20 protein-coding genes, 1 tRNA gene and 1 pseudogene are annotated in these 19,868 nt (G+C 71.4%); 16 read left to right on the forward strand and 6 right to left on the reverse strand.

The features are described 5' to 3' along the window. Nucleotides 1–59: 59 nt before the first annotated feature. The 6 genes and pseudogenes from AC0699_RS24060 to AC0699_RS24085 form a co-directional block, all read right to left on the reverse strand. On the reverse strand, nt 60–551 hold the full coding sequence (locus AC0699_RS24060) for a hypothetical protein (protein WP_478663684.1): 492 nt from the start codon (nt 549–551) through the stop codon (nt 60–62). Between the two features lie 55 nt (nt 552–606). After that, nucleotides 607–692 (reverse strand) — tRNA-Gly (locus tag AC0699_RS24065). Nucleotides 693–863: 171 nt separating this feature from the next. Continuing rightward, nucleotides 864–1,328 (reverse strand): annotated as a pseudogene (locus AC0699_RS24070) (Tm-1-like ATP-binding domain-containing protein); the annotation flags it as partial. A gap of 52 nt (nt 1,329–1,380) precedes the next feature. Beyond that, the gene (locus AC0699_RS24075; protein WP_478663687.1) at nt 1,381–2,067 is read right to left on the reverse strand and encodes a HisA/HisF-related TIM barrel protein; all 687 of its coding nucleotides are present in this window, start codon (nt 2,065–2,067) and stop codon (nt 1,381–1,383) included. A 20-nt stretch (nt 2,068–2,087) separates the two neighbouring features. Further along, nucleotides 2,088–3,083, reverse strand: a complete 996-nt coding sequence (gene pdxA, locus AC0699_RS24080; protein ID WP_478663688.1) for a 4-hydroxythreonine-4-phosphate dehydrogenase PdxA — start codon at nt 3,081–3,083, stop codon at nt 2,088–2,090. Nucleotides 3,084–3,093: 10 nt separating this feature from the next. Then, nucleotides 3,094–4,263: a four-carbon acid sugar kinase family protein gene (locus AC0699_RS24085; protein ID WP_478663690.1), complete on the reverse strand. Its 1,170-nt coding sequence runs from the start codon at nt 4,261–4,263 to the stop codon at nt 3,094–3,096. A 224-nt stretch (nt 4,264–4,487) separates the two neighbouring features. Between AC0699_RS24085 and AC0699_RS24090 the strand changes: the two genes are divergently transcribed. From AC0699_RS24090 to hypD, 16 genes are all read left to right on the forward strand, one after another. Next, complete coding sequence (locus AC0699_RS24090) at nt 4,488–5,390, forward strand: LysR substrate-binding domain-containing protein (protein WP_478663691.1); 903 nt, start codon at nt 4,488–4,490, stop codon at nt 5,388–5,390. A 199-nt stretch (nt 5,391–5,589) separates the two neighbouring features. Further along, the gene (locus AC0699_RS24095; protein ID WP_453659384.1) at nt 5,590–5,880 is read left to right on the forward strand and encodes a hypothetical protein; all 291 of its coding nucleotides are present in this window, start codon (nt 5,590–5,592) and stop codon (nt 5,878–5,880) included. Between the two features lie 144 nt (nt 5,881–6,024). Continuing rightward, entirely contained in the window at nt 6,025–7,770 is a 1,746-nt protein-coding gene (locus AC0699_RS24100) for an enoyl-CoA hydratase-related protein (RefSeq protein ID WP_478663809.1), read from the forward strand. Nucleotides 7,771–7,828: 58 nt separating this feature from the next. Continuing rightward, nucleotides 7,829–8,917 (forward strand): NADH-quinone oxidoreductase subunit B family protein, encoded by a 1,089-nt coding sequence (locus AC0699_RS24105; protein WP_478663693.1) that lies wholly within the window; start codon nt 7,829–7,831, stop codon nt 8,915–8,917. Between the two features lie 67 nt (nt 8,918–8,984). Next, the gene (locus AC0699_RS24110) at nt 8,985–10,763 is read left to right on the forward strand and encodes a nickel-dependent hydrogenase large subunit (RefSeq protein ID WP_478663695.1); all 1,779 of its coding nucleotides are present in this window, start codon (nt 8,985–8,987) and stop codon (nt 10,761–10,763) included. Beyond that, complete coding sequence (locus AC0699_RS24115) at nt 10,760–11,326, forward strand: hypothetical protein (RefSeq protein ID WP_478663697.1); 567 nt, start codon at nt 10,760–10,762, stop codon at nt 11,324–11,326. The genes AC0699_RS24110 and AC0699_RS24115 overlap by 4 nt, the downstream gene beginning before the upstream one ends. Beyond that, complete coding sequence (locus AC0699_RS24120; RefSeq protein WP_478663699.1) at nt 11,323–11,976, forward strand: DUF5947 family protein; 654 nt, start codon at nt 11,323–11,325, stop codon at nt 11,974–11,976. Before AC0699_RS24115 ends, AC0699_RS24120 begins: the two co-directional genes overlap by 4 nt. 32 nt (nt 11,977–12,008) lie before the next feature. Then, nucleotides 12,009–12,668 carry a DUF6084 family protein gene (locus AC0699_RS24125; RefSeq protein WP_478663812.1) on the forward strand — a complete coding sequence of 220 codons (660 nt, stop codon included), beginning with the start codon at nt 12,009–12,011 and terminating at the stop codon, nt 12,666–12,668. Continuing rightward, a complete protein-coding gene (locus AC0699_RS24130; RefSeq protein WP_478663701.1) occupies nt 12,665–14,065 on the forward strand; it encodes a hypothetical protein in 1,401 nt (466 codons plus the stop codon). The genes AC0699_RS24125 and AC0699_RS24130 overlap by 4 nt, the downstream gene beginning before the upstream one ends. Beyond that, entirely contained in the window at nt 14,062–14,571 is a 510-nt protein-coding gene (locus AC0699_RS24135) for a hydrogenase maturation protease (RefSeq protein WP_478663704.1), read from the forward strand. Before AC0699_RS24130 ends, AC0699_RS24135 begins: the two co-directional genes overlap by 4 nt. Nucleotides 14,572–14,581: 10 nt before the next feature. Then, nucleotides 14,582–14,692 (forward strand): DUF6893 family small protein, encoded by a 111-nt coding sequence (locus tag AC0699_RS24140; RefSeq protein ID WP_478663707.1) that lies wholly within the window; start codon nt 14,582–14,584, stop codon nt 14,690–14,692. A gap of 154 nt (nt 14,693–14,846) precedes the next feature. Continuing rightward, on the forward strand, nt 14,847–15,239 hold the full coding sequence (hypA, locus tag AC0699_RS24145; protein WP_478663709.1) for a hydrogenase maturation nickel metallochaperone HypA: 393 nt from the start codon (nt 14,847–14,849) through the stop codon (nt 15,237–15,239). 3 nt (nt 15,240–15,242) lie between these two features. Continuing rightward, on the forward strand, nt 15,243–15,938 hold the full coding sequence (hypB, locus tag AC0699_RS24150) for a hydrogenase nickel incorporation protein HypB (protein WP_469769816.1): 696 nt from the start codon (nt 15,243–15,245) through the stop codon (nt 15,936–15,938). After that, nucleotides 15,935–18,406, forward strand: coding sequence for a carbamoyltransferase HypF (hypF, locus tag AC0699_RS24155; RefSeq protein WP_478663712.1), 2,472 nt, complete (start codon nt 15,935–15,937; stop codon nt 18,404–18,406). Before hypB ends, hypF begins: the two co-directional genes overlap by 4 nt. Next, nucleotides 18,369–18,692 (forward strand): HypC/HybG/HupF family hydrogenase formation chaperone, encoded by a 324-nt coding sequence (locus tag AC0699_RS24160; RefSeq protein ID WP_453659373.1) that lies wholly within the window; start codon nt 18,369–18,371, stop codon nt 18,690–18,692. The genes hypF and AC0699_RS24160 overlap by 38 nt, the downstream gene beginning before the upstream one ends. Next, entirely contained in the window at nt 18,689–19,813 is a 1,125-nt protein-coding gene (gene hypD, locus AC0699_RS24165; RefSeq protein WP_478663717.1) for a hydrogenase formation protein HypD, read from the forward strand. Before AC0699_RS24160 ends, hypD begins: the two co-directional genes overlap by 4 nt. The last annotated feature ends 55 nt before the right edge of the window (nt 19,814–19,868 follow it).

Consider the following 19,868-nt stretch of genomic DNA (forward strand, 5'->3'; position numbering starts at 1 on the left):
CGATCGTCCCCACAACAGACACAATTCCGCCACGACCGGTTCCCGTCGATGGGAGCGGGTCACGCGCAGCCGGCGGCGGACTTCGCGCGCGTACCCGTGATCAGCCGGTGCAGCCGGTCCGCGGCGGCACGGCCGAACGACGGATCGTTGATGTGCGTGTCGAAGTCCACGATCTCCACCGCGCTGCCTCGCAGCCCGTCCCGCAAGGTGCGGAACAGCGCCGTGTCGGCAACCGGGTCGTGGTAGGGACCGTCCGGCGCTCCGAGCGTCGACAGCCCGCGCAGCGGGACGCACACCTCGGTCGGTCCGGTGGCGTCGCGCAGCTTCACGGCGACCTGACTGCCCAGTTCGGCGCACTCCGGGACGGTCGTACGGACGACGGTGATGGAGGGATTGTGCACCCGCACGTTGCGGTCGCGCAGGTGCCCCGGAAGGGTGTCGAGCGGGCCGAATTTCACCATGTCCAGCGCTCCCAGGCTCACCACCTGCGGAACACCCCCCTGCCCGGCGGCGCGCAGCCGGTCCGGGCCCGCGGTCAGGATGCCGCCCACCAGTTCGTCGGCGAGTTCACTGAGGGTCAGATCCAGGACTCCCGCGAACAGCCCCTGCCCGGCGAGGGATTCGAGCGTGCGTCCGCCCGCGCCGCTGGTGTGGAAGACCAGCACCTCGTAGCCGAGCTCGGTCAGCCGGGCCCGTGCCGCGTCCACTCCGGGAGTCGTCACCCCGGCCATGGTCGCCGCGACGAGTGGTCTGTCGCCCGCACCGAGACGGGCCGCGTGCAGCGCCCGGGGGGCCGCGGCGAAGCCCTTCGCCATTCCGGCGATCGCGTCGGCGGCGTTCGCCAGGACCGGAGCGGACACCGTGTTGACCCCGGCGATGTCCACCACGCTGTACATCATCGTGATGTCCGCGGATCCGACGTACGCGGAGACATCACCCGACGCCATCGAGGAGACCATCAGCTTCGGTACGCCGACGGGCAGTCCGCGCATCGCCCGGGTCGCGATCGACGTGCCGCCGCTGCCGCCGATGGCCAGCAGTCCGTGCAGCCTGTCCGTCTCGTACAGTCGGCGGACGATCTCGGCGGCGCCGCGGGCCATCGTCGTCACGGCGGCGCCACGGTCGCCCTCGGCCCGCAGGCGGGTCAGCTCGGCGCCCGCCGCCCGGGCCACCTCGGCGCGTGGAATGTCCGCAGGTGATCTCGGCTCGCCGATCACACCGGCGTCGATCACGATCACCTCGACCCCGTGTCGCAGCAACCGCTCCCGCAGCCATGCGTATTCGAGTCCTTTGGTGTCGAGGGTGCCCAGCAGTGCGACGATCGTCATCCTCGTAATGTCCGCGGAAATCGACAAAGCAACAAGGGCGCGTCAGGTTCGTTCAGGCGCACGCGGCGGATGACGACGCGGCGGCGTCCAGGATGACGGCCAACTGGCGCTGAAGCGTGCCCAGATGCGGGTCGAAGGCCGCCGCCATGGCCGCCGATCCCACGGTGAAGGCGTCCACGCCGGCCGCCGCGAGTGCCGCGATCCGCTCGCGGCTGTCGATGCCGCCGGCGACGACGAGCCGTCCGGACGTCGCCGCGCGGGCACTGCGTACCAGCTCCATCGGATCGGCGTCGGTGGCCCGGTAGGCCAGCAGATCGACTCCGTCGCACCCGGCCGCCTCGAAGCGCCGGCACTGCTCGGCGACCTGCTCCGGTGTGCCGCCGAGCCGCGTCGGGTGGCCGGACGGAGTTCCGGGGAAGGGGAGATAGCGGATTCCGGTACCGCGCAGCAGCTCCAGGGTCTCCTCGGCCCAGATGCCGCCCATGAGCTGGTCGACGCCGAGGTCGACGGCCATCCGGGCCGAGTCCAGGGCCCGTTCCCGGCTGGTGCTGACCACTTCGAGACAGCTCGTCGCGCCGGTGGCCCTGATGCGGCGGTGCAGCGCGGCCAGGGTGCCGGCATCCACCCCGACGTCCTTGAAGCCGATGTGCCGCAGCCCGACGCCCGCCAGGCTGTCGACGAGTTCCAGGCAGTCGCGTACGGTCCGGTCGTCGCGCGTGAGCATGAAGATGAAGTCCACGGTGCACTCCTGGTGTTCTGCTAGAGAGTGTCTTCGACCTGGGCGCAGCCGGTCAGCGCACGGGCGTGCCGCAGCGCGGCGAGCAGACTGGTGTGATCGGCGATGCCCTGACCGGCGATGTCGAAGGCCGTGCCGTGGTCCACGCTGGTGCGGACGAACGGCAGGCCGATGGTGATGTTGACCCCGTGCTCCAGGCCGAGGTACTTCACCGGGATCAGCCCCTGGTCGTGGTACTGGGCCACGACCACGTCGAACTCCCCTCGGCGCGCCCGGAGGAAGACCGTGTCGGCCGGCCACGGCCCACTCGCGTCGATCCCTTCGGCACGCGCGGACCGCACCGCCGGCGCGATGATGTCGTGCTCCTCGCGGCCCATCAGCCCGTTCTCGCCGCCGTGCGGGTTGAGTCCGGCGACGGCGATGCGCGGCCGGGGAATCCCCGTCCTGCGCAGCGCGTCATGGGCCAGCCGCAGCGCGGTCAGTTCCGCCTCGACGGTGAGGGAGTCCACCGCCTCGCGCAGAGCCTGGTGAATGGTGACGAGGACGACCCGCAGCTCGTCGTTGGCCATCATCATCGCGTACCGCTCGGTGCCGCTGAGCGCGGCGAGGATCTCGGTGTGACCCGGGTAGGGGAGTCCCGCAAGACGCAGGGCCTCTTTGCAGAGAGGCGCGGTGACGAGGGCGGCGACCCGGTTCTCGAGCGCGAGACCGACGCCCTTGGCCACGTACTGGTAGGCGGCCCTCCCGGCCCGGCTGTCGACCCGCCCCGGGCGGAGTTCCTCCGGCAGGGAGGTCCCGGACAGCACCTGCACGGTGCCCGCCTCGTCGTCCATGTCGTCCACCGAGTCCAGGGCTCGGATCGGGATGTCGAGACCGATGGCCGCCGCGGTGCGGCGGAGTACTCCCTCGTCACCGATGACGAGTACCGGAGGACCGCAGCGGTCGTCGGCCACCAGCGCGAGGGTGATCTCCGGTCCGATACCGGCCGGGTCACCCATGGTCACCGCTATGGGGCGCACGTCGAACTCCCTATGAGGTACGTGAGATGAGGTCGGTGAGACGGCAGAGCGTGTCGCGGTCGCCGAAGCCGCCGGCCTTGAGCGCGACAGCGATCCGCCGGGGGTGGTCGAGCAGGCCGAGCGCGATGCCCGGTTCCGGTTCGTCGACGAGGTGGAGGTCGCGGGCTCCCAGCGCGAGCAGGACGGTACGAGCGGTCTCCCCACCGGTGAGTACCAGCGCGTCGAAGGCGTCGCGGGACGCGAGCGTGACGACGGCCCGGGCCAGCGCTTCCGGCACCGAGTGCTCGGTACGGACGTCCGGTCCGTGCAGCAGCGCCCTGGATCGCGCGGCCAGCTCCCGCTCCGCGAGATCCACGGCCGTGGGGTCCAGGACGGGCACGAGCGCGCCGTGCTCCCGGGCGGCGAACCGCGCGGACTGCTCGCGGCCCGCCGGGTGGAGACTGCCGACAACGACCAGGACGCGCGGCCGGGATGAGCGGACGTCACCTTCGGGAGCGGGACTGCCGGGGCCGGGGCCCAGCCTTCTGGCCAGGGCCGCCGCAAGGCCCGGTGAACCGACCCAGAGCACCTGTCCCGGATCGGGCACCGCGGCCACCAGAGCGTCCAGGTCCTCGTCACAGGCGGCGTCGGCCAGCATGAGCGGGGCCGTCCCGAGGAGCCGCGGCACCGTCCGCTCCTGCGGTGCGACGCGATCCGCCCGTACGGCGCCGGGAATCAGCCGCGTCAGATCGGCACAGCGCACCGGATGGGCCGGGTCCTCGGCGAATGCGGTCTCGTGCACCGGCCGCCCCGCCAGGAGCTGTACGCCGCCGACGGTCGTGCGGCCCTCCGCCGGAAACGCAGGCGCGATGACGGCCGTACGCCGGCCGCTCGCCGCCAGGGCCGTGAGTGCGGCACCGATCTCCGCGGCGAGATGCCCGCGCAGCGTCGAGTCGACCGTCTTGAGCACGACATCCGCGCCCGCCAGGGCGCTCGCGGCCCGGGCGGTCAGGGCAGCCGCGGCGTCGGCCGGGCCCGTGCGGGTGTCGAGGTCGATCGCGGTCACGCCGGGCGCCGGGCCGTCGGCAGGACCCGCGAGACTGATACGCGCCGGGAAGCCGGCCGCCCTGAAGGGTGCGGCCCCGTCGCCCGCACTCGTCAGGTCGTCGGCGAGGATCGCGACCGTCCGTGGCTGTGTCATGCCTGCCTCATCCGGCCGACCGGCCACCTTGGGGCTCCAGGTGTCGGAGAACGAAGCGAGTGTGTGAGCGGAACTGACCTTCTTCATCGTGCGAACCCTTCGGTCCCGGCTGCTGTCGCCTCGTACTTCCCCTGGTTGAACCCTCGCGTGCCACTATGTTCACCGGTCGACCGGGGGCTCGTAAAGCGATGATTGCTCACATGATCTGTGACAGGATTTCACACATGACCTGGACAGATCTGCCGCCGCTCGGGACGCTCGTCGCCTTCGAGGCGACGGTCCGGCACGCGAGCATGAGCAAGGCCGCCGCCGAGCTGCATCTGACCCACGGCGCGGTGAGCCGCCAGATCCAGCAACTCGAACACGCCCTGGGAGTGGCGCTTTTCGAGCGGCGCAACCGCGCGGTCGTCCCGACGCCGGCCGCGCGCAAGCTCGCCCATGACGTGGCCGACGCCCTCGGCCTCCTCAGCGCGGCGGCCCGCCGCACCCGGGCGGCCGCCGAACCCGGTCCGCTCGTGCTGTCCTGCGAGCCCACACTGCTGATGCGCTGGCTGATCCCCCGACTGCCGATGATCGCCGAACCCGCGCCCGCCCTCGATCTGCGCCTCGTCGCCTCCGGTGGCCCGGTCCCCTTCGACCGCGAGGGAATCGACGCCGCGATCCGGCGCAACGACTTCCCGCTGCCGGACGGCGTGCCCGCGCACCGGCTGTTCGACGAGTACGCCGGACCCGTGTGCGCCCCCGAGCTCGCGCGGGACCTCGCCACGCCCGCGGACCTGACGGGCCTGACCCGGCTGCACACACGTACCCGGCCATCGGCCTGGCAGGACTGGGCGACGGCCGCAGGGGAGACCTTGTCCACCGCACCCGAGCAGACCTTCGAGCACTTCTATCTGAGCCTGCAGGCCGCGGCCAGCGGCATCGGCGTGGCCATCGGCCCGCTCGCCCTCGTCCACGACGACCTCCGGGCGGGGCGGCTGGTCGCGCCCTTCGGGTTCCGGCCCGACGGCAGCGCGTATGTCCTGCTGGCCGCTCTCCCGCCGGACGACGCGCGCCTGGCCGTACTGCTGGGCCGGCTCGGCGAGGAGGCGGAGAAGACGGCCGCGTCGGTGCCGTGCGCCCCCTGATTCCGGTGCGGGCCGGCGGGTGAATTACTCGCGGCCCTGAGGGCCACCGCTGGTGCAGCGGTGCCGTCCCGACATCGCTCCGGCCGGGGTGACACCCCGGGCGGCCTGCTCCGCCGGCCGGCCGTGCCCCTGCGGGCAACCCTGCGGCGGTCTCAGGTCGGACCTAGTCTGGACTACGACGGCGCTGTGGAGGTGTGCCATGTCGCGTAACCATCACTTCCACCTCGACCGGGGGAAGCACTCGATCACGGTGAACGTGGGCCCCGGCAGGACCGGCGGAATCGAGCTCCTGGTCGACGGCAAGGTGATCGCGTACCGGCGCGAGCACGGTACGGGGACGACAGTGCTGACCGGCGAGCTGCCGGACGAGCCCGCCCGCCAGTTCCTGGTCCGGGTGCACCAGCCGCACCTCGTGCGCGTCAAACCCGGCTGCACCCTGGAGCTGGACGGCGTGGAGCTGCCCATGCCGGAGCGTTACGCGGCGTTCTGAGCGCCGCCGATCGGTCGCCCTGAGGGTCGCTTTCGAGTGACCTCCGCGGCTCCGTACCGACGGCGGCGGCCGGATGTGTCCGACGATCGCAGGCGGCCGGATCTTCTCCCGGCCGTGAGCCGCCGGATCCGGTGGAAGGCCGCCATGCACATCCTGCTCGTCGCCAGTGCGTACAACAGCCTCACTCAGCGAGTCCACGCGGAACTGCGCGACCGCGGACACTCCGTCGCCGTGGAGCTGACACCGTGCGGCGACACCGTTCGGGCCGCGGTCCACCGGCACGAGCCGGAGCTTGTCGTGGCCCCCATGCTGAAGACCGCCGTGCCCCGGGACGTGTGGGCCGGACACACCTGTCTCATCGTGCATCCCGGGCCGGTGGGTGACCGGGGGCCGTCCTCCCTGGACTGGGCCATCCACGAGGACGCCGGCTCGTGGGGTGTCACCGTCCTGCAGGCCGACGAGGAGATGGACGCCGGTGACGTGTGGGCCACCGTGAGCTGCCCGCTGCCGCCGCTCGCCAAGAGCGATCTGTACCGGAACGAAGTCTCCGACGCCGCCGTCACCGCTCTTCTGCTGGCCGTCGACCGGTTCGCGTCCGGTACGTACACCCCGCAGCCGCAGAACAGCCTGCCGGGCCCGGTCCGCACCCGGCCCTGGTTCCGCCAGGAGCTTCGGCGTATCTCCTGGGAGCAGGACCTCACCGGGACCGTCGTGCGCAAGCTGCGCGCCGCGGACTCGCAGCCCGGAGTGCTGGACAGCCTGCTGGGCGGTGAGTGGTTCCTCCATGGCGGCCACCCGGAGGACCAGCTGCGCGGCCGTCCCGGTGACCTGCTGGCCACTCGTGCCGGTGCCATCTGCCGCGCGACGGTGGACGGCGCGGTGTGGATCCCCGAACTGCGCCCGCGCCGCGGGCCCGAGGGGCCGGCCACCTTCAAACTGCCTGCCACCCTGGCCCTTGCCGGCCGCCTCCCGGCGCTGCCGGAGCTTCCCGCGCCGCTGCACCACGACGGGGACCGCGATGGCCACCACGACGGGCACCGCGACGGCCACCGCAGGACATGGACCGACATCCACTACCGGGAGGAGGGACAGGTCGGCCTCCTGTCGTTCTCCTTCCCCGGCGGTGCGATGAGCACCGCACACTGCCGGCGATTGCTGGACGCCTACCGGGTGGCCTGTTCCCGGCCCACCTCGGTGCTGGTGCTGGGAGGCGGCCGGGACTTCTTCTCCAACGGCATCCACCTCAATGTCATCGAGGCGGCCGCCGACCCCGCAGCGGAGTCCTGGGCCAACATCAACGCGATGGACGACCTGGTGGAGGCCGTGCTGACCACCAACGACCGGCTCGTGGTCGCAGCTGTCGGCGGTAATGCGGCGGCCGGTGGGGTGATGCTCGCGCTGGCCGCCGACGAGGTCTGGTGCAGGGCGGGCGCGGTGCTCAACCCGCACTACCGGCGCATGGGGCTGTACGGCTCGGAGTACTGGACGTACACCCTGCCCCGGCGCGTGGGCGGCCCAGTTGCGGACCGGCTCATGCGGGAGGCCCAGCCGGTGACCGCGACAGCTGCGCTGGGGCTCGGCCTGGTGGACCGCGTCGTCGACTGCGGTCCGCAGGAGTTCACCGACGAAGTCACCCGGCTGGCCGCACGGCTGGCACCGTATCCCGCCACTCAGTCGCGGATCGCGGCGAAGAAGGCCGAGTACGAGCGCCGGGAACGGGCCGAGCCGCTGGCGGTGTACCGGGAGAAGGAACTGGCCCGCATGCACCGCACCTTCTTCGACCCCACAGCGCCCTACCACGCGCTGCGCCGGGCGTTCGTCCGCAAGGAAACGCCGCATGGCACCCCGTTCGGTCCGGCCGCGGTGGCAGTGGGACCGGCCGCCTGTTAGCAAGGAGACAAAGGCCCGCTTAAGGGTCTTTGTCGTATACCCCCCAGGAGACATCCCCATGGATGCAGCAACGCCGACCGCGGTCGACGCCGCCGGCTCGTCCGGCGCGGCCGCCACGGACGAGTCACCGATCCACATTCTCTGGATCAACGCGGGCCTGAGCTGTGACGGCGACTCGGTCGCCCTGACGGCCGCCATGCAGCCCAGCATCGAGGAGATCGCGCTCGGCGCACTGCCCGGACTGCCGAAGATCCAGGTGCACTGGCCGCTGATCGACTTCGAAAGCGGCCCGGTCGGCGGCGCCGACACGTTCATCGAGTGGTTCTTCAAGGCGGAGCGCGGTGAGATCGACCCGTTCGTGCTGGTCATCGAGGGCTCCGTGCCCAACGAGTCCATCAAGCAGGAAGGTTACTGGTGCGGTTTCGGCAACGATCCGGAGACCGGCCAGCCCATCACGACCAGTGAGTGGATCGACCGGCTCGCCCCCAAGGCCCTGGCCGTCATGGGGGCCGGCACCTGCGCCACGTACGGCGGCATCCATGCGATGCAGGGCAACCCGACGGGTGCCATGGGCGTGCCCGATTACCTGGGGTGGGACTGGACGTCCAAGGCCGGAATCCCCATCGTGTGCGTGCCCGGCTGCCCGATCCAGCCCGACAACTTCGCGGAAACGCTGACGTACCTCCTCTACCAGGCGGCCGGGTCCGCGCCGATGATCCCGCTCGACGACAAGCTCCGCCCGACCTGGCTGTTCGGCGCCACTGTGCACGAGGGCTGCGACCGTGCCGGCTACTACGAGCAGGGTCAGTTCGCCGAGACGTACGACTCGCCCAAGTGCCTGGTCAAGATCGGCTGCTGGGGCCCCGTCGTCAAGTGCAACGTGCCCAAGCGCGGCTGGATGAACGGCATCGGCGGTTGCCCCAACGTGGGCGGCATCTGCATCGCCTGCACCATGCCCGGCTTCCCCGACAAGTTCATGCCGTTCATGGACGAGCCGCCCGGCGCTCGTATCTCCACCACGTCCAGCGGAGCGTACGGAGCAGTCGTCCGCAGGCTCCGCTCGATCACGGCCAGGACCGTGGACAAGGAGCCCAAGTGGCGGCACACGGGCAAGAAGATCACCACCGGCTACCGCCCGCCGTGGTGACCGACCACCAGGACACCGACCACCCCCTCTCCTGCTTGAAGACGTGAAGAAGGGCACCGCACACACAATGGCGACACAGGCGAAAACGACCGGCGACGGCCTGGTGGAGATGTCCTGGGATCCGATCACGCGGATCGTGGGCAGTCTCGGCATTCACACAAAGATCGACTTCAAGCAGAAGCGGGTCGCGGAGTGCTACAGCACCTCGTCGGTCTTCCGCGGCTACAGCGTCTTCATGCGGGGCAAGGACCCGCGCGACGCACACTTCATCACCAGCCGCATCTGCGGCATCTGCGGCGACAACCACGCCACCTGTTCGGTCTACACCCAGAACATGGCCTACGGCGTGAAGCCGCCGCACCTCGGCGAGTACATCATCAACCTCGGCGAGTCCGCCGAGTACATGTTCGACCACAACATCTTCCAGGAGAATCTGGTCGGGGTCGACTACTGCGAGAAGATGGTCCGCGAGACCAACCCGGGCGTCTGGGAACAGGCGCAGCGCACCGAGGCGCCACACGCCGCCGAGCACGGCTACCGCACCATCGCCGACATCATGAGCTCCCTCAACCCCCTCGAGGGTGAGTTCTACCGCGAGGCCCTCCAGGTGAGCCGCTACACCCGGGAGATGTTCTGTCTGATGGAGGGCCGCCATGTGCACCCCTCCACGCTCTACCCGGGCGGCGTGGGCACGGTCGCCTCCGTCCAGCTGTTCACGGACTACCTCACCCGCCTCATGCGCTACGTCGAGTTCATGAAGCGCGTGGTCCCCCTGCACGACGACCTCTTCGACTTCTTCTACGAGGCGCTGCCCGGGTACGAGGAGGTCGGCCGCCGGCGCGTGCTGCTCGGCTGCTGGGGAGCGCTCAACGACCCCGAGTACTGCGACTTCACGTACGCCAACATGACCGACTGGGGACGGAAGATGTTCGTCACCCCCGGTGTCATCGTCGACGGCAAGCTGGTCACCAACGACCTCACCCAGATCAACCTCGGCATCCGGATCCTGCTGGGCAGCTCGTACTACGAGGACTGGGAGGGCCAGGAGCAGTTCGTCACCCACGACCCGCTCGGCAATCCCATCGATCCCCGCCATCCGTGGAACCAGCACACCATCCCGGCGCCGCAGAAACGGGACTTCGACGACAAGTACAGCTGGGTGATGTCCCCGCGCTGGTTCGACGGCAAGGACCACCTGCCCCTGGACACCGGCGGCGGCCCCATCGCCCGCCTCTGGTCCACGGCCCTGTCGGGACTCGTCGACATCGGCTACGTCAAGGCGACCGGGCACAGCGTCGTCATCAACCTGCCGCGCACGCTCACCAAGCCGGAGACCACCTTCGAGTGGAAGATCCCGCGGTGGAGCAACGCGCTGGAGCGCAACCGCGCCCGCACCTACTTCCAGGCCTACGCCGCGGCCGTCGCCCTGTACTGCGCGGAGAAGGGTCTGGACGAGGTGCGCGCAGGACGCACCCAGACCTGGGAGAAGTTCGACGTGCCGGACGAGTCCATCGGAGTCGGCTTCACCGAGGCCGTGCGCGGCGTTCTCTCCCACCACATGGTCATCAGGGACGGCAAGATCGCCAACTACCACCCCTATCCGCCGACCCCCTGGAACGCCAGCACCCGCGACTCCTACGGCACGCCCGGACCCTATGAGGACGCCGTGCAGAACACGCCCATCTTCGAGGAGAACCCCCCGGAGAACTTCAAGGGCATCGACATCATGCGCACCGTCCGCAGCTTCGACCCCTGTCTGCCGTGCGGCGTCCACATGTACGTGGGCGACGGCAGGACGGTGAAGTCCATGCATGTGCCCACCGGACTGAGCGGCCTCGCCGGATGAGCGCGGTGAACGCGGAGCAGGCCGGCCGGCGGGTCGAGGAGGTCCTCGACCGGCTGGCCGCCACCGGCGACGAGCAGGCGTGCGCGGCGGCCGAGGAACTCGTGCGGGTCCTCATGGACTTCTACGGCGCCGGTCTGGCCAGAGCCATAGAGCTGCTCGGCCACCCCGCCACCGGGCCGTCCGGCGGCGATCCGCGCGCCGGCCTGTACGAAGACGAACTGGTCGCAAGCCTGCTCGTGCTGCACGAGCTGCACCCCGAAGACGTCCCCACCCGGATCGCGCGCGCCCTGCGCAGCGTCCGGCACTCCATCGAGTCGGCCGGGTTCGACGAGGTGACCGGCGTCCTGCGGCTGCGGGTCACCGGTTCGACAGGCTGCGGGTGCCCGAGCACCCAGGAAGTCGCCCGGCAGGCCGCCGTGGAGGCACTTGCCTGCTTCGCACCCGAAGTGACCGCGGTGCAACTGGATCAGACGGCCGCCCCGCGTGAGCCCGCCCTGCTCCAGATCGGCTCCGGCCCGCCCGACGCCTCCGCCGCGGGCCGTTCCACGGTCACGGTGCGATGAGCGCGATCCGCACCGTGCCGGGCGCCCCCGGCCCCCGGGGCCTGCGCCGCTTCACCACGCCCCAGCCGCCCCGCGAGGAGCGGTGCGAGCTGTGCGGGGTGCCCGTGGCCGAGGAGTGCCACCGGCATCTCGTCGACACCGAGCGCCGGGCGCTGGCCTGCGCCTGCGACCCGTGCGCCCGGCTGCTGGACCGTCCGGGCACTTCGCAGGGCCGCTTCCGGGCGGTCCCGGGCCGCTTCCTCACCGACCCCGGCCACCGGCTCGACGACAACGCCTGGGAACTGCTGGGGATCCCCGTTGGCGTCGCCTTCTTCTTCCGCAACTCCGCACTCGACCGGCTCGTCGCGCTCTACCCGAGCCCGGCGGGGGCGACCGAGAGCGAACTGGAGCCGTCGTCCTGGCAGGCCGTCCTCGCCGGAACCCGGCTCGCCGCACTGCTCGAACCCGACGTGGAAGCCCTGCTGTTGCGCCGGAGCGACGGTCGCACCGAGTGCTACCTCGTGCCGATCGACAACGCCTACGAACTGGTGGGCCGGATGCGGCTGCGCTGGCAGGGCTTCGACGGCGGCGCCGAGGCCCGCGCCGATCTCGACGCCTTCTTCGCTCACGTACGACAGCGGGCCAAGGTGCCACAGGGGAGCCGGCCATGACGGCCATGAATGCCACGACCGACATGACTGCCATGACTGAGTTCACCTTCAGCTGCACCGACGTTCGCGCCGACCCGTACGCCGCAGGACCCACCCTCGTCTTCCGGCTACGGATCACCGCATCCGGAGGAACCAGGGTCCACGCCCTCGCGCTGCGCTGCCAGCTGCGTATCGAACCCGCCCGCCGCGGATACGAGCCCGACGAGGCCGAAGGCCTGACGGATCTGTTCGGAGAGCGCTCACGCTGGGCCGGCACGCTCCACCCGGTGCAGTTCGCGCAGGTCTCCCTCATGGTCCCCGGCTTCACCGGGGAAACCGAGACCGACCTCGTGGTGCCCTGCACGTACGACATGGACATCGCCGCGACCCGCTACGTCCACGCGCTGGCCGGCGGCGACGTACCCCTGCTCATGCTCTTCTCGGGCAGTGCCTTCACCGGAGCCGGCGGATTCCACGTCGAGCCCGTGCCCTGGGACCGGGAGACGACCGTTCGGATGCCCGTGAAGGTCTGGCGGGAGATGGTCGAGCAGCACTTCCCCGGCTGCGGCTGGATCCGGCTGCCCCGCGCCACCATGGACGCCCTGCTCGCCTTCCGGTCGCGGAGGGCGCTGCCGTCCTGGGAGGCGACGGTGGAGGAGCTCCTCGGCACGGCCGACGCGGACGGCGCGGCGGGCGGGAGGACGGCACCATGACCACCGCGGCCTTTCCCCCGGCGACGCACGCGCGGCTCGCCATCGCCCGGCAGGTCGCCGACGCCGTGCTCTTCGAAGGCTATGTGCTGTACCCGTACCGGGCCTCGGCGGCCAAGAACCGGCTGCGCTGGCAGTTCGGGGTGCTCGTGCCGCCCGCGTGGAGCGCAGCCTGCGAAGAGCACGAATTCCAGCACACCGAATGCCTGATGGAACCGAAGCGCGACGCGACCCTCGCGGTCGAGGTGCGCTTCCTGCACACCCAGCGCCGCATCGTCCAGCAGACGGACGACGACGGCGGTTTCGTGACCGTGCCCGAGCTGCATCTGGACGACCGCGTCCTGGTGCCCTGGGACGAGGGTGTGGAAGAACGCGTCGAACTGGCCGTCCCGGTCGCCGAGCTGGCGGGGGACGAAGTGGCCTTCCCCTTCACCCGGCCCGCGCGTGAGGAGACCGAAGCCGTACGGGACGGCGCCGGGCGGACCGTGGGGCGGCTCGTCCGCCGTCGCGAGGAGATCAGCGGTGTCGTACGCCTGTCCGCCGCCGAACTCGACGGTCCCTACCGGACGATGAGGCTGACCGCCGTCGTGGAGAACACCAGCGCCTGGGCGCCCGGGCCCGGCGCCGAACGGGACGCCGCCCTGCCGCACTCCCTGGTCGCGACCCATCTGCTGCTCTGCCTGGACACCGGCGCGTTCCTCTCGATGACCGACCCGCCCGAGTGGGCCAAGGCGGCCGTCGCGTCCTGCCGGAATCTGCACACCTGGCCGGTCCTCGCGGGCGAAAGGGGCCGTGCGGACCTCGTGCTCTCCTCGCCCATCATCCTGGAGGACCACCCGGCCATCGCGCCGGAGAGCCCGGGTGCCCTGTACGACGCCACCGAGATCGACGAGATCCTCGCGCTGCGCACCGCGGCCCTCACCGACGAGGAGAAGCGAGAGGCCAGGGGCACCGACGAGCGGGCCGCGGCCGTGATCGACCTGGCCGACTCCATGCCCCCCGAGGTCCTGGAACGCCTGCACGGCGCGGTGCGCAGCCTGCGGGAGGTCACCGGCCCCGCGGATCGCGCCGAGCACGGAGTCGTACGGCCGGAGACGCCCTGGTGGGACCCCGGCAGCGACGCGAGCGTCGACCCGGCCCGCGATCACGTCATGATCGACGGGCGGCCCGTGAGCGCGGGCAGCCGGGTCCTGCTGCGGCCGGGGCTGCGTCACAGCGACGCCCAGGACCTGTTCCTGCACGGCCGCAGCGCGCAGGTCGAGGCCGTCCTGCACGACGTGGACGGCGGTGTGCACATCGCGGTGACCGTCGAGGGCGATCCCGGTGCCGACATCCGCCGCGAGCAGGGCCGGTTCCTGTACTTCCAGCCCGACGAGGTCGAAGCCCTGGAGGACGCGTGAACGGCCCCGCGCAGGACAGTGCCCGGACGCTGGTCGCGGGCGTCGGCAACATCTTCCTCGGTGACGACGGCTTCGGTGTCGAGACCGTACGCCGGCTCACCGAGCAGCCGCTGCCCGGCCATGTCGAAGTGGCGGACATCGGAATCCGGGGCGTCCACCTCGCCTACCGGATCCTCGACGGATACGACACGCTCGTCCTCGTCGACGCGACGGCGCGCGGCGGCGAACCCGGAACGCTGTATCTGATCGAGCCCGGAACGCCGGGCGGCGGCGGAGCGGAGAGCGTGCCCCTCGACGGCCACCGGATGTCGCCCGACGCCGTCCTGGCCCTGCTGGACACCCTGTGCGCAGGCACCGGCAGCACGCCGCCGCGCCGCACCCTCGTCGTGGGCTGCGAACCCGCCTGCGTCGACGAGGGCATCGGACTCAGCCCGCAGGTGGCCGCCGCGGTACCGGAGGCCGTACGGATGGTCACGCAACTGGTGCAGCACGAAGCCGTGAGATGAGGAGAAGATCATGAAGGTCAAGGGCATCATCGGCGGCGCTGCCGTCGCCACCGCACTCGCGATTCTCGTCAAGGGGCTCTTCCCCGACTTCAAGCGGTACGTGCGCATCCGCACGATGTGACGAGGGCGTCGGGGCCCCGCGCGTGCGCGGTCACCCCGGGGGCTGAACCGAACGGCGTACGCAGCCGTGTGCTCCCGGCGTGCCGGTCGGCCGGAGCCGCGTCCCAGCCTTGTAATGGGCGCGAACGGCCGACCGCTGCGCAGGACGGAGACCGATGCACGAGATGTCCATCGCGCTGGCCGTCGTCGACCAGGTGGAGGAAGCCGCGCGCGCCCATGGCGCCACCGCGGTGCGGACCGTGCGACTCCAGGTCGGCGAGCTGGCCGGAGTGGTCCCCGACGCGCTCACCTTCTCCTTCGAACTGGCCTGCGCCGGAACCGTGCTGGAAGGCGCCGAACTCGTCGCGGAACCCGTCCCCGGCCGGGCCCGCTGCGAACCGTGCGCGGACGACTGGGCGGTGGGCATGCCCCCGCGGCTGTGCTGCCCGGCGTGCGGCCGGGCGACTGCCGAACTGGTCTCGGGCCGTGAGCTGCGCATCACCGGCGTGGAGTGGGACGACGACCCGGCGGACGGCCGCATCCGCGCATCGATCACCGAGGAGAGCTGACCCATGTGCCGAGTTGTCGATCTGCAGCAGGCGGTGCTCGCCAAGAACGACGCGACAGCCCACACACTGCGCACGGAGCTGGCCGCCCGCGGCACGACGGTCGTCAACCTCCTGTCCAGCCCCGGCAGCGGGAAGACCGCCCTGCTGGAAGGCGAACTGCTCCTCGCACGGGAACGGGGCGTGCCGGTCGCGGCCCTGACGGCCGATCTGGCCACCGAGAACGACGCCGTACGCCTGGCCCGCTCGGGCGTCCCGGTCAAGCAGGTGCTCACCGACGGGCTGTGCCATCTGGAAGCCGGGATGCTGGCCGGGCAGCTCGACGGCTGGCTCCCCATGGACACCCGGCTGCTGTTCGTGGAGAACGTCGGCAATCTCGTCTGTCCCGCCTCCTACGACCTCGGTGAATCGCTCAGAGTCGTCCTCGCCTCGGTGACCGAGGGCGAGGACAAGCCGCTGAAGTACCCCACGGCCTTCGGCTTGGCCCACCTCGTGGTGGTCACCAAGACGGATATCGCGGGCGCCGTCGCCTTCGACGAGGCGGCGTTCCGTGCCCATGTCGAACAGGTCAACCCCGGTGTGGACGTGGTCCTGACGTCCGTGCGCACGGGGGAGGGCGCCGGAGAGCTGCTCGACCGGGCCATGGCGGCCGCCGAGGGCGCCGCGGTCCACGCGCCGGTCATGGCGCGGGCCCGCTCGTGACCGCCACACATCAGGGCATCGCCGCCGCGCAGACGGCACAGCGGCGCCGGGTCACCGTACGGGGCGTGGTGCAGGGCGTCGGATTCCGCCCGTTCCTCTACACCCTTGCCACCGGGCTGGATCTGACCGGGCATGTGACCAACACCGGGGACGGCGTCGTCGCCGAGGTGGAGGGCGCGCCGCTCGCCGTGGCCCGGTTCTGCGCCCGCATCGCCGAGGACGCCCCGCCGCTGGCCCGGATCGAGTCCGTGCACGACCAGGAAGTACCCCCGACGGGCGGAAGCGGATTCACCATCGTCGCCTCCGAGCCCGCGGACGGCCCCGTCCGCACCCTCGTCTCCCCGGACACGGCCACGTGCGCCGACTGTCTCGCCGAACTCTCCGCCCCGGCCGACCGGCGCCACCGGCACCCCTTCATCACGTGCACGCACTGCGGGCCGCGCTTCACCATCGTCACGGGCCTGCCGTACGACCGCGACCACACGACGATGGCCGGCTTCCCGATGTGCGCGGACTGCGCCCGGGAGTACGCCGATCCGGCCGACCGCCGCTTCCACGCCCAGCCGGTCGCCTGCCCCGCCTGCGGGCCGCGGCTGCGGCTGATCGTGGCGCCCGCCGCTCCGGGGCTGCGGCCCCGGCACGTGATCGCCCCCGACCCGAACGACCGGAGCCTGGGCGGACCGCTCGAGGCGGATCCGGTTGGCGAGGCGCGCGAGCTCCTGTCCGAGGGGGCGATCCTCGCCGTCAAGGGCCTCGGCGGCTACCACCTGGCCTGCGATGCGAGCAACGCGGGGGCGGTGGAGACACTGCGCCGCCGCAAGTGCCGCGGAGACAAACCGTTCGCGTTGATGGCCAGGGACATCGCCGACGTCGAGCACCTCGTGCATGCCGGCGCCGTGGAGCGGGAGTTGCTCAGCGGCAGTGTCCGGCCGATCGTCCTGATGCGCCGCCGGGCCGAACCACTGCCGCGGACCGGGGCCCCGCGGCTCGCGGCGGCGGTCGCCCCGGGCAGCCCCGACCTCGGCGTCATGCTCCCGTACACCCCGCTGCACCATCTGCTGCTCGGGCTCCCCGGCGAGAGAGAGACGGCACCGCGCCTGCTCGTCATGACCAGCGGCAATCTCGCCGGGGAGCCGATCGTCACCGACGACGAGGACGCACTGGACCGGCTGGCCCACCTGGCCGACGCCTGGCTGATGCACGACCGCCCCATCCATGTGCCGTGCGACGACTCCGTGGTCCGGGTCTGCGACGGAGAACCGCTGATGCTGCGCCGCTCACGCGGCTATGTCCCGCTGCCGCTCACGCTGCCGGTCTCCGTGGGGCCGGCCCTCGCCGTCGGTGGCGACCTCAAGAACACGCTCTGCCTCGGCGAGGGCCGCAAGGCCTGGCTCTCCGCCCATATCGGCGACATGGACGACCTGGCCACGCAGGACGCTTTCGCCTGCGCCGAGGACCAGTTGGAGACGATCACCGGCGTGCGACCCGGGCTGCTGGTGGCCGACCGCCACCCCGGATACCGCTCCGGGCAGTGGGCCACCCGCCACGCCGGGCACCGGCCGCTCCTGCGCGTCCAGCACCACCACGCGCATGTCGCGGCCACGATGGCCGAGCACGGCCTGGACGGCAGCCGGCCGGTGATCGGGGTGGCCTTCGACGGCACCGGCTACGGCGACGACGGCGCGGTGTGGGGCGGGGAGATCCTGCTGGCGGACTACGCCGGATTCATCCGGTACGCGCACCTCGCGTACGTCCCGCTCCCCGGCGGGGACGCGTCGGTGGAACGCCCGTACCGTATGGCACTCGCGCATCTGCGTGCGGCGGGCATCGAGCGGGCCGGGGACCTGCCCTGTGTGAAAGCCTGTCCGCCGGGCGAACTGCGCCTGCTGGAACGTCAGTTGGAACGGAAACTGAACTGTGTTCCCACCTCCAGCATGGGCCGGCTGTTCGACGCCGTCTCCTCCCTGGCGGGCGTGTGCCACCGGGCCGGATACGAGGCCCAGGCCGCCATCGAGCTCGAAGCCGCCGCGGTGACCGGCGCCGGCGGGAACGGCGACGGTTACGCCTTCACGCTGTGCCCGCCGGACCCGGGGACCGCCGCCGCGCTGACCGCCGATCCCGCACCCGTACTGGCGGCGGTCGTCGACGACGTACGCGCGGGCACCCCCGCCCCCGTTGTCGCGGCGCGCTTCCACACCGCGGTCGCCCGTCTCGTCCATACGCTCTGCGCCGGCGCACGCGAGCGGCACGGCCTGGAGACCGTGGCCCTGACCGGGGGAGTGTTCGCCAACGCACTGCTCTCCTCCGCCTGCGCGGGAGCGCTGCGGGCGGACGGGTTCACCGTGCTGCGCCACCGAAGAGTCCCCCCGAACGACGGAGGGCTGGCGCTCGGCCAGCTCGTCGTGGCAGCACAACAGCGAGGAGGAACGGATGTGCCTGGCGGTACCCGGCAAAGTACTGGGCATTGAGGACCGGGACGGCACCCGCATGGCCACCGTGGACTTCGGCGGGGTGGTCAAGGAGGTGTGCCTGGAGTATCTGCCGGACCTTCAGGTCGGCGAATACGCCATCGTCCATGTGGGATTCGCCCTGCAACGGCTGGACGAGGAGTCGGCACGGCAGACGCTGAAGCTCTTCGAGAGCCTGGGGATGCTCCAGGAGGAGTTCGGCGACCCCTGGGAGCTGGCCGCTGCCGAGGCCGGTGCGGCGGAGCGGCCCGCCGACGGCGGAGCGCCGCGGGAGGCCCAGCGGTGAAGTACATCGACGAATTCCAGGACCCCGCCCTGGCCGAGCGGCTGCTTGACGACATCCGCGCCACCGTGACCCGGCCCTGGGCGCTGATGGAGGTCTGCGGAGGCCAGACCCACACCATCATCCGGCACGGCATCGACCAACTCCTCCCGGACGAGGTCGAGTTGATTCACGGCCCGGGCTGTCCGGTGTGTGTCACACCGCTGGAGGTCATCGACAAGGCACTGGAGATCGCCTCCCGTCCCGGGGTGATCTTCTGCTCCTTCGGCGACATGCTCCGGGTGCCAGGCACCGGACGCGACCTGTTCCAGGTGCGCGGCGAGGGCGGCGACGTACGCGTGGTCTACTCGCCCCTCGACGCACTGCGGATCGCCCAGCAGAACCCCGGCCGCGAGGTCGTCTTCTTCGGGATCGGATTCGAGACCACCGCACCCCCCAACGCCATGACGGTGTACCAGGCCCGCAAACTCGGCATTCCGAACTTCAGCCTGCTGGTGTCCCATGTGCGCGTGCCCCCGGCGATCGAGGCGATCATGCGGTCCCCGAGCTGCCGCGTACAGGCCTTCCTCGCCGCCGGTCACGTCTGCAGCGTGATGGGCGTCGGCGAATACCCGGAGCTCGCCGAGCGGTACAGGGTCCCGATCGTGGTGACCGGATTCGAGCCCCTGGACATCCTGGAAGGCGTGCGCAGGACGGTCCAGCAGCTGGAGCGCGGCGAGCACACCGTGGACAACGCCTACCCGCGTGCCGTCAGGCCCGAGGGGAACCCCGCCGCACGGGCCATGCTGGACGACGTCTTCGAGGTCACCGACCGCGCCTGGCGCGGCATCGGGGTGATCCCCGACAGCGGCTGGCGGCTGTCCTCGCGCTACCGGGAGTACGACGCCGAGCACCGCTTCTCGGTGACCGGCGTCGACACCCGTGAGCCGGCCGCCTGCCGCAGCGGCGAGGTCCTGCAGGGCCTGCTGAAGCCCCACGAGTGCGAGGCGTTCGGCACCACCTGTACCCCGCGCACGCCGCTCGGAGCCACCATGGTCTCCAGCGAGGGCGCGTGCGCCGCCTACTACCTCTACCGGCGGCTGGATCTGACGGCCGCGTCCCTGGAAGGCAGCCCCGTTGTCTGAGACCACCCAAGCACCGGACCTCCTGGCGTGGACGTGCCCCGTTCCGCTCCGTGAC

The sequence above is a fragment of the Streptomyces sp. NPDC043870 genome (assembly GCF_056435785.1).